8 protein-coding genes and 8 tRNA genes are annotated in these 9,662 nt (G+C 45.4%); all 16 read left to right on the top strand.

Annotated features, from left to right (window positions below; translation table 11 throughout):
• Positions 1–155 precede the first annotated feature (155 nt).
• The 16 genes from ABIE27_RS25215 to hisG all read left to right on the top strand — a co-directional run bounded on the left by ABIE27_RS25215 (position 156) and on the right by hisG (position 9,642).
• Positions 156–247, top strand: a tRNA-Ser gene (locus tag ABIE27_RS25215).
• Positions 248–290: 43 nt separating this feature from the next.
• Positions 291–367 (top strand) — tRNA-Met (locus ABIE27_RS25210).
• Positions 368–376: 9 nt separating this feature from the next.
• Positions 377–452 (top strand) — tRNA-Val (locus ABIE27_RS25205).
• Between the two features lie 5 nt (positions 453–457).
• Positions 458–533 (top strand) — tRNA-Thr (locus tag ABIE27_RS25200).
• A gap of 9 nt (positions 534–542) precedes the next feature.
• Positions 543–620 (top strand) — tRNA-Asp (locus tag ABIE27_RS25195).
• 19 nt (positions 621–639) lie between these two features.
• Positions 640–712: transfer RNA gene (locus ABIE27_RS25190), tRNA-Phe, on the top strand.
• Between the two features lie 12 nt (positions 713–724).
• Positions 725–810 (top strand) — tRNA-Tyr (locus ABIE27_RS25185).
• A gap of 7 nt (positions 811–817) precedes the next feature.
• Positions 818–890, top strand: a tRNA-Lys gene (locus ABIE27_RS25180).
• 148 nt (positions 891–1,038) lie between these two features.
• A complete protein-coding gene (locus ABIE27_RS25175) occupies positions 1,039–2,235 on the top strand; it encodes a PucR family transcriptional regulator (RefSeq protein ID WP_123066146.1) in 1,197 nt (398 codons plus the stop codon).
• A 103-nt stretch (positions 2,236–2,338) separates the two neighbouring features.
• Positions 2,339–3,463 (top strand): ABC transporter ATP-binding protein, encoded by a 1,125-nt coding sequence (locus tag ABIE27_RS25170; protein ID WP_090924764.1) that lies wholly within the window; start codon positions 2,339–2,341, stop codon positions 3,461–3,463.
• Between the two features lie 360 nt (positions 3,464–3,823).
• Positions 3,824–4,762, top strand: a complete 939-nt coding sequence (gene hprK / locus ABIE27_RS25165) for an HPr(Ser) kinase/phosphatase (RefSeq protein WP_090924765.1) — start codon at positions 3,824–3,826, stop codon at positions 4,760–4,762.
• A 197-nt stretch (positions 4,763–4,959) separates the two neighbouring features.
• Positions 4,960–5,994 carry a prolipoprotein diacylglyceryl transferase gene (gene lgt / locus ABIE27_RS25160; RefSeq protein ID WP_429351817.1) on the top strand — a complete coding sequence of 345 codons (1,035 nt, stop codon included), beginning with the start codon at positions 4,960–4,962 and terminating at the stop codon, positions 5,992–5,994.
• 6 nt (positions 5,995–6,000) lie between these two features.
• On the top strand, positions 6,001–6,657 hold the full coding sequence (gene ppaX, locus ABIE27_RS25155) for a pyrophosphatase PpaX (protein WP_429351816.1): 657 nt from the start codon (positions 6,001–6,003) through the stop codon (positions 6,655–6,657).
• Positions 6,654–7,196, top strand: a complete 543-nt coding sequence (locus tag ABIE27_RS25150) for an acyltransferase (RefSeq protein ID WP_123066149.1) — start codon at positions 6,654–6,656, stop codon at positions 7,194–7,196. The genes ppaX and ABIE27_RS25150 overlap by 4 nt, the downstream gene beginning before the upstream one ends.
• 594 nt (positions 7,197–7,790) lie before the next feature.
• Positions 7,791–8,990: an ATP phosphoribosyltransferase regulatory subunit gene (locus tag ABIE27_RS25145; protein ID WP_123066150.1), complete on the top strand. Its 1,200-nt coding sequence runs from the start codon at positions 7,791–7,793 to the stop codon at positions 8,988–8,990.
• A 1-nt stretch (position 8,991) separates the two neighbouring features.
• A complete protein-coding gene (hisG, locus tag ABIE27_RS25140) occupies positions 8,992–9,642 on the top strand; it encodes an ATP phosphoribosyltransferase (protein WP_429351815.1) in 651 nt (216 codons plus the stop codon).
• Positions 9,643–9,662: the final 20 nt, after the last annotated feature.

Here is a 9,662-nt window from a genome sequence, read left to right as displayed (position 1 = left end):
GAGGTAGATAGGCTGGGGGTGGAAGTGCAGTAATGCATGGAGCTGACCAGTACTAATCGGTCGAGGGCTTATCCAATAGCAAGTTTTGATCGCGTGAATTTCGTTTCGAATCTAGTTTTCAAGGAGCAATCCTTGAACAACGTTGAGATTGTTTTGGAGAGATACCCAAGTGGCTATAAGGGGACCCTCTGCTAAGGGGTTAGGCTGAGTAATCGGTGCGAGGGTTCGAATCCCTCTCTCTCCGCCATCTTTACCTAAGGATGGACAAGCAATCAAAGCATGTATAATATGGCGGTGTAGCTCAGCTGGCTAGAGCGTACGGTTCATACCCGTAAGGTCGGGGGTTCGATCCCCTCCGCCGCTACCATATTACCCAGGAGGCTTAGCTCAGCTGGGAGAGCATCTGCCTTACAAGCAGAGGGTCGGGGGTTCGATCCCCTCAGCCTCCACCATATACGCCGGTGTAGCTCAACTGGTAGAGCAACTGACTTGTAATCAGTAGGTTGGGGGTTCAAGTCCTCTCGCCGGCACCATTAATGCTTGGAACCGTGGTGTAGTTGGCCTAACATGCCTGCCTGTCACGCAGGAGATCGCGGGTTCGAATCCCGTCGGTTCCGCCATTAATCTAAAATTAAATATGGCTCGGTAGCTCAGTCGGTAGAGCAGAGGACTGAAAATCCTCGTGTCGGCGGTTCGATTCCGTCCCGAGCCACCTTTAATCCTTGGAGGATTAGCGAAGTGGCCAAACGCATCAGACTGTAAATCTGCTCCCGTACGGGTTCGGTGGTTCGAATCCATCATCCTCCACCAGTTTTATGAGTCATTAGCTCAGTTGGTAGAGCACCTGACTTTTAATCAGGGTGTCGAAGGTTCGAATCCTTCATGACTCATCTTAAATAAAGAGTGATTGATCATTAATTTGATCAATCACTCTTTTTGTTTAGACAGATATATTGCAGACTAGTCGATACAGAGCGTCATACATCAAGATATGATAAAATGATAATAAAAATAAAGCAGAGTGGTGAAGTTCATTAGATGAAGCTCATACCTGATTTAAAACAGCAAATTGAAGTGATTATAAGCACCACATTGGATGAATATGAAATTACGATGCATGAGTGGACAGAATCGATTGAACATTTGATTGGCTTAGACGAAAATAAACCGCAGCATATTCTTATTCAAGCGGGTAAAGGTGAACATGATTCTTTAGAACGTTCTTCAGGATCTTCTGATGTTCTTAGTTTACACCATGGTGAGCGTATTTTTTTCAAAGTCGGTATGAATGAGCAGGAAAAAACCGTTCGGTGTTGGGGATGTGAAGCGTCATCTATTACAATGGAAACTCGCCGTCTAATTGAGTTACTGATTCTTAATAAGTTCGATACCAGTCAAAGCGATGATGAATCGTTACTCACAAACGATACTGATAAACAGTTATCTTCGCTGGGGATATGGCTTAAGGAGCAGATTAAAGCTCATGATAAGGGGAGTTTCGATCCACTGCCTGATTCGTTCGCTTCTATTGCAGGATTTCAGGAGGAGAAAATTCTTTTTCTGTTGCAGGGTGAGACTCCGGATTCTCAGCGGGTAGACTCTAAAGTACTTAATAAATTGCTGGAAAGCTATTTTGGTGAAGAAATCACATTAATTCCGCTTGGAGCACAGGAATGGCTCTTCATGGGAGATGAAGAGATTGTTACTGGGGAGGCCGATGAAGATACAGCGGAGGCAAGAAAAGAGTCACTCCATGCTTTTTGTATGGGACTATATGAGCTTGTGGCTAGTGAGTTCGCAGGTGTTTTCCACTTGTCAGCCTCGCTGCCGTGTGTTCCCAAGGAGGCTTTGCTTCAGGTGACATTCCTCCTTCAGGAAAGTATGCAACTTGGTCGCTCCTTCCATGTTACACAGCATATCCACCTACCATGGAATCTGCAACTGGAGCAATTGGTGGCTAGTATTTCAGAGCAACAGCGGCTACGTTTTATTCGGGAAACGGGAAAGGGTACAACTCTTTTTAATGACAGCGAGACGTTGGCAACATTGGAGACCTTTTTTAGTTTAGACTGTAACGTCAGCGAGACAGCAAAGCGTTTGTTTATTCATCGTAATACGCTGGTGTACCGTCTGGATAAGATTAAACAGGAGATTGGTTATGATGTAAGACACTTTAAAAGTGCGATCATTGTGCAACTTTTACTTCTGATGTACAAAGTGACGAAAAAGGCTTAATATTTTTGTGCAGTTTGCGAATAGTCAGATAACCAAGGGATAGGGTATTATAAAACTACAAATTGTATTCGATTACAAAATGATCTCTGAGGAGGCAACAATCATGGCAGGAGTACGTTTAGAGCATATTTTCAAAAAATACCCGGGTTCTGATAAAGCAACTGTAGTTGACATTAACCTGGACATTAAAGATAAAGAGTTTCTGGTACTGGTAGGTCCGTCCGGTTGTGGTAAATCAACAACACTGCGTATGATCGCAGGCCTTGAGGAAATTTCTGAAGGTAAACTCTACATCGGTGACCGTGTCGTTAATGATGTTGCACCTAAAGACCGTGATATCGCGATGGTGTTCCAATCCTATGCCTTGTATCCGCATATGAGCGTATATCAAAACATGGCATTTGGTTTGAAATTGCGTAAAGTTAAAAAAGACGAGATCGATAAACGTGTACGTGAAGCAGCTAAAATCCTCGATATCGAACATTTGCTTGAGCGTAAGCCTAAAGCATTGTCCGGTGGTCAACGTCAACGTGTCGCTTTGGGACGTGCGATTGTCCGTGATCCACAAGTCTTCTTGATGGATGAGCCGCTCTCCAACTTGGATGCGAAACTTCGTGGACAAATGCGTGCAGAAATCACAAAGCTGGCTAAACGTTTGGAAACAACTGTTATCTACGTAACGCATGACCAGATCGAAGCAATGACGATGGGTGACCGGATCGTAGTTATGAAGGATGGTATCATCCAACAAGCAGCTTCTCCTGAAGAACTGTACAACCACCCGGCGAACCTGTTCGTAGCTGGTTTCATCGGTTCCCCGACAATGAACTTCATCTCGGGTAAATTGGCTGAGCAAGGTGCAAGTCTTCACTTCGTAGCTCCTGGTGTGGATGTTGAAATCCCGCAAGGTAAAGCACAAGTGTTGAAATCCAGAGGATATGTAGGTAAAGAAGTTATTCTGGGTGTTCGTCCAGAAGACATTCACGAAGAGCCAGTATTCTTGGAAGCTTCCCCGAACTCTGTATTCTCTACTCACGTAGATGTAACAGAGAACCTGGGTCACGAAATGCTCCTTTACTTGAGCGGTGTAGGTAACGACACTACAATCGCACGTGTAGACGGACGTTCTAACACTCGTGATGGCTCTACAGTTAAAATGGCCATTGACATGAACAAAGTTCATATCTTTGACAAGGAATCCGAAGTTAACGTACTTCTTCAAGACTAATTCTACTGAGACTCCTCGGTTACGATGAAATCTGGAAGTAACGCAATTATATAATCTAAATCGAGCCCCTTCCGTTTTCGCAGGAAGGGGCTTTTTTCAAAAGTGTATGGGACGGTTAATCCGTTCAGGTGAAACTATAGTGCAGGTAGAGCAGGGAGTCTTCGATTGCAATCGATCTCAAATTCATTTAAGATTATTTGAAGGTCTGTCTTCAAAATGTTGCATATTGGAGTATAAAAAGCGATATTTTACATGCGAAACGACCTGGTTATGAATTACGTTGTGAATACGCTAATAATGAAAGAAACGATACACGAATGGGTACATAGAGGCACAGCGAATGCTGAAAGGAAGAGACAAATGGCGAAAAAAGTGAAAGTATCCGAATTGGTACAGCAGTTTCAGATGGAAGTGGTTTCGGGTTCACAGGGGTTGAAAAGGTTTATCACGGTAGATGACCTTAACCGTCCTGGCCTGGAGATGGCTGGTTACTTTGAATATCATCCAAAAGAGCGGGTGCAACTGCTGGGAAGAACTGAGCTGGCCTTTTTTGCGATGTTGCCTGAACATGAGCGTCGTGAACGTATGCAACGTCTATGCACAGAGGAAACTCCATGTATTGTGGTTACACGTGGACTAGAAGTTCCTCAGGAACTGATCGATATCAGTGAAGAACAAAATCTAGCTGTGCTTCGCAGCAATATGGCAACAACGATTCTTTCCAGCCGTATTACGGGTTTTCTGGAAGGTAAGTTGGCACCGACAGCTACCATTCACGGTGTATTGTGTGATGTCTATGGTGTAGGTATGCTAATCACTGGCAGCAGCGGTATTGGTAAGAGTGAAACCGCGCTTGAACTTGTAAAACGTGGTCACCGTCTGATTGCCGATGATGCCGTTGAAATTCGCCAAACCTCCGATTTTCAACTCCACGGTACCGCACCGGAACTGATCCGTCACCTGCTTGAAATTCGAGGTGTCGGTATTATCAACGTCATGACTTTGTTTGGCGCCGGGGCTGTTCGTAATAATAAACGGATTACATTGGTTGTACGTCTTGAAGCATGGCAACAGGATAAACAGTATGACCGTCTGGGATTGGATGAAGAGACAACGCGTATTATTGATACCGATGTACCTTTGGTTACCATTCCGGTTCGTCCTGGACGAAATCTGGCTGTAATTATTGAAGTGGCGGGCATGAACTATCGCTTGAAACAGATGGGGCTTAATGCTGCACTTCAGTTCACGAACAAACTGACTGCAACGATTTCAGAAGATATGGAAGATATGGACTAATTTGGGTCAAGGAAGGTTCACCGACTAGCTCGAATAGCAGGATAAGGAAATATCAGGCATCAGGCTAAAAATATAAAGATTAAAGTTTTTATGAAGCATGGCATCTGGAGCCTGCACGCCTTCAAAGAGGAAGGTTGATAGCAGGCTCCAATCGGTCATGCTTACCGATGTGAATTGATTGATAGGAGCGTGAATGAATGGATACATTATTACTGTTGAACCCGATTGCGTTCTCTATTGGCGCTTTAAAGGTTCACTGGTATGGGCTTATCCTGGGTGCTGCAGCACTTTTGGGTCTGTTGCTCGTCATTCGGGAGGGCAAACGATTTAATATTCCGCAAGAAGTGTTCATGGATATGGTTTTGCTAGGTGTGCCTTCTGCAATTATTGGAGCCCGAATCTACTACGTGGCATTTAAGTGGGAAGATTATAAGGACAACCTTTGGGACGTTTTTAAAATATGGAATGGCGGTATTGCGATCTACGGCGCATTAATTGGTGCCATTATATGTGCAGTCATTTTCTTCCGTCGTAAAGGATATAACTTCTGGCGTATGGCCGACATCTGTGCACCTGGACTAATTGTTGGACAGATGATCGGACGCTGGGGTAACTTTGTGAACCAGGAGGCGTATGGCGGTCCTGTAGAGGAATCATTTTTAAGAGACAAGCTACACCTGCCAGATTTTATTGTGAACCAAATGAATGTAGAGGGTGTATTCCATCATCCTGCCTTTTTGTATGAATCCGTATGGAGTTTCGTAGGGCTCATCCTGTTGCTAGTGCTTCGTCGTCAGAAGTTCATGCGTGCAGGAGAACTGTTTATGTCCTATTTTATCTGGTATTCCATCGGGCGATTTTTTATTGAAGCTTTGCGTACAGACAGTCTTGGTTTTCAGGCTCCGGAGTGGGTTGCTTCATTGGTAAACGGATTATGGTCTCCAATGACTGCAATGGGCTTCGAACAAGGATATTTAGATCCAGCGTATGGTAATGTGCGAATTTCACAACTGCTTGCGATTGGCATTATTGTTGTAGCTGTTGTGTTTATTGTTGTGAGAAGAGTGACAGGGAAAGCAAGTGCGCATTATAGTGATCCGATTGTCTCGTCGAAAGTGGTTGCAGATGATATTGGACATTCGGAAACAGTAGCTGTTGAAGAGGACAAGGTAACAACGGCACCAATTCAGGCTCAAGATGACTCGAAGCAAGTTGAAGATAAAAAGGAGTAATGCAACGTGATTAACACGGTACTGTTTGATCTGGATGGAACGATTATTGATACCAATGAGCTAATTATCAACTCATTCCTGCATGTAATGGAAGGCTGGGATCATGCTTCCCCATGGACAAGGGAACAGATTATTCCGCATATGGGAGGCACATTGGAGCAACAAATGCGAACCTTTTCAGGTCAGGAGGAGGTATCGGAGTACGTCAAAGGTTATCGTGCCTATAATGATATCCACCATGAAGCAATGGTCAGACCTTTTCCACACGTGATTGAGGTGGTTGAGGCTTTGGATCAGGCAGGGATTACGATGGGTGTGGTGACGACCAAAATCCGCCCTTCTACATTAAAGGTGCTGGAACGCTTTGATTTGCTTAAATATATGAAGTCCATTGTGACTGTGACGGATGTAACTCATCCTAAACCTCATGCGGAACCCGTGCAAAAAGCGATGGCCGAACTGGGATCGAACCCAGCTCACACACTGATGATCGGGGACAGTCCTGTCGATATTCAATCGGCGCAAAATGCAGGTGCTCTCTCCGCTGGTGTAGCCTGGTCGCTTAAAGGGGAGCAGGTGCTGAGCGGGTATAAGCCGGATTACATGTTGCATGATATGAGGGATTTGCTGGATATGGTTCTTACGGGAACGGGACGTTCATGAGAAAAGTAACCCGCTATCCGGTAGAAAGTCAAAATGCACTTTGGCATATCTACAAGACAGTGAGCCCGTGGAAGGGCGTTCGTAATTTTATCTGGATTCAGTTATCACGGTACTGTCCTGTACTGCCGCTTAAGAACTGGATTTATCGACGAATGCTCGGTATGAAGGTGGGGGAACACACCGCTTTTGGTCTAATGGTGATGGTGGATGTGTTTTTTCCGGAAAAAATAACGATTGGTGAAAACTCAGTGATTGGTTACAACACGACGATATTGGCTCACGAGTATCTCATTAAGGAGTACAGACTTGGCGATGTCATTATCGGAGACAACGTGCTGATTGGAGCAAATACAACCATTCTGCCTGGAGTAACGATTGGAGACGGAGCCATAGTTGCTGCCGGGGCAGTGGTTCATAAGGATGTTGCTCCAGGAGCTTTTGTTGGAGGCAATCCCTTGCGTGATTTGTCTCGTTCGGTAGACTCGCCGGAAGAAACGGCATTTAAAACGGAGGAACCTTCTCAGCGAAAGCTGCATTAAGCGCGGGGATTATCACGTTTGCAAGAATAAGGGTTAAAAAAGCGTGTATGAAGTGATACATGACGGATACTTGAAATGATTTATGAACTAAATGCATGAACTAGTGCATGGAGGGAAGAGCTGCTGAGGGGCAGCTTTTTTCGTATACAAAACCGGAATTGAAGCAAACGGTAAGGAGTCATAACGGATGGAGCAGGCTCGCCTAGCCTAGGCAGGTCGTCAGGAACCAGTCATAGTTTATGTTTGTTGACGATTCAGCGGCATCCATGTTATCATATCCCATATCCTTTAGTTTGTTAGCACTTTACCATACGAAAGTAATTGAAGTAAAGGTGATAAACATTCTATAGAGAAAACGGGTTATTAATGTAAAAGGTGAAGCCTTCGTCAAGCCAAAGTACATGCGGCTTTGCTGTAACTTAGGGGTAACTAACATAGGACGGGGATTTGTCATACATAAATCCTTTTGAGATAGAGCGTTAAAACGATAGAGATGACGAGACAAATTCTGTCATTGATCGAAGTAGATGTGAAGATATTATAGTGCAACTTTATATAACCATCCAAATCCATGACTCGGGGTGAATCATTTCCATGTCCAAACCAAAAGGCTTTGAAAAACCAACAGGTTTCCGTGACTATACACCACATGTGGTGTCCAAGCTACGTAAAATTGAAAGAAATGTACTGGAGTGCATGGAGCGCTGGGGTTATCGTCAGATCATAACTCCAACAATTGAGTATTACGACACAGTAGGGGTGGCTAGCTCTACTTCGGATCGCAAATTATTTAAATTGCTGAACAGCCGGGGAACGACACTGGTTCTGCGTTCTGATCTGACAGCTCCTATTGCGCGTGTAGTATCATCGATGCTCAAAGATGAGGCTTTGCCGCTGCGTCTGTCCTACCATGCGAATGTATTTCGTTCCATAGAAGAGGAAGCTGGACGTGAGGCTGAGTTTTTCCAAACAGGTGTTGAACTTGTAGGGGACGATTCCCCTGAGGCGGATGCTGAAGTGGTTGCATTAGCGATTGCCTCATTGCAGGCAGCCGGGGTGTCTTCTTTTAAAATAGCAATGGGTCATATGGGTTTTCTGAATGGACTGCTGGAAGAAGTGATTCCGGGTCAGACGGCTGAGCAGGAGCAATTGAAGGAAGGGCTTTTAGGACGTGATTATGTGGGCTACCGTCAGTCCATTGAAGCCTTGAACCTCGAACCCAAGCAGAAACAACAGCTTGAAGCCATTTTGCGTCTGCGTGGCGGGAAAGAAATCTGCACACATGCGAGCGAACTTAGCTCAAGTGCTGAAGCGGCACAATCCATCGCACATCTGTGTGCAGTGTTTGAAGTGTTGGAGGCCTACGGTGTCTCCGAGCATGTGCTGATTGATCTGACGATGATCGGGGATTTCTCCTATTATACAGGCATGACATTTGAAGGTTACGCGGCAGAGCTGGGATCACCCGTATGCAGCGGCGGCCGATATGACAATCTGTTGCAACAGTTCGGGCGGGCTCTTCCGGCTACAGGATTTGCGTTAAAAACCAACCGGATTATTGATGGTGTTCATGGCATTACGATTGAAGAGAAGAGACCGGTACGTATTAAATACAGCCCAGATCGTCGTGCTGAGGCATTGACCGAAGCAGCGAGATTACGGAATATGGGTCACAATGTAGTTACATCTCTTATTGCTGATGAAAAGGCAGATACGATACCTGCAACCAGCGAAACGACTGCGGAGCAGGATGAACAGGTCATCATCTATGGATCAAAAAAGGGAGGGAACTAAGATGTCGGATATTTTGAAGGTGGCCATGCCTAAAGGCCGCATCTATAAAAAGGCCTCCAAATTGTTCCGTGAGGCAGGTCTGGACATTCCAGAGGACGTGGACGATACACGCAGACTGGTGATCGAGGTGCCAGAAGCCGGGATGGAATTCATTATGGCTAAACCTGTGGATGTGCCGACATATGTAGAGTACGGCGTAGCCGATATCGGTATTGTTGGGAAAGACGTCTTGCTTGAAGAGGATCGCGATGTGTATGAACTGCTGAATCTGGGCATTGCCCAGTGCCGTATGTCAGTGATTGGGCTACCGGACTGGAAGGCAGGTATCCAGCAGCGAGTGGCGACCAAGTATCCACGAATCGCTTCCCAGTACTTCCGTGAGCAAGGGCAACAGGTTGAGGTGATTAAGCTGAATGGGTCAATTGAGCTTGCGCCTTTAATCGGACTGGCTGATCGGATCGTCGATCTGGTGGAGACCGGGCAGACGTTGCGTGAGAATGGACTTGTGGAAATGATAGAAATTCTGGATATCACCAGTCGTCTGATTGCGAATCGGGTGAGCTACCGGATGAAAAATGCACGTATTCAGGCGCTGTGTGATGCACTTCAATCGGTCATTCCAAGTGGGAATGAGGTTTCTGCGGGAAGATAGCGAACAGATAAGAAGTCCAT

Source organism: Paenibacillus sp. 4624, assembly GCF_050435065.1.
Taxonomy (GTDB): domain Bacteria; phylum Bacillota; class Bacilli; order Paenibacillales; family Paenibacillaceae; genus Paenibacillus; species Paenibacillus amylolyticus_D.
Note: the sequence above shows the minus strand (reverse complement) of the source record. Positions and strands in the feature narration are given on the sequence as shown.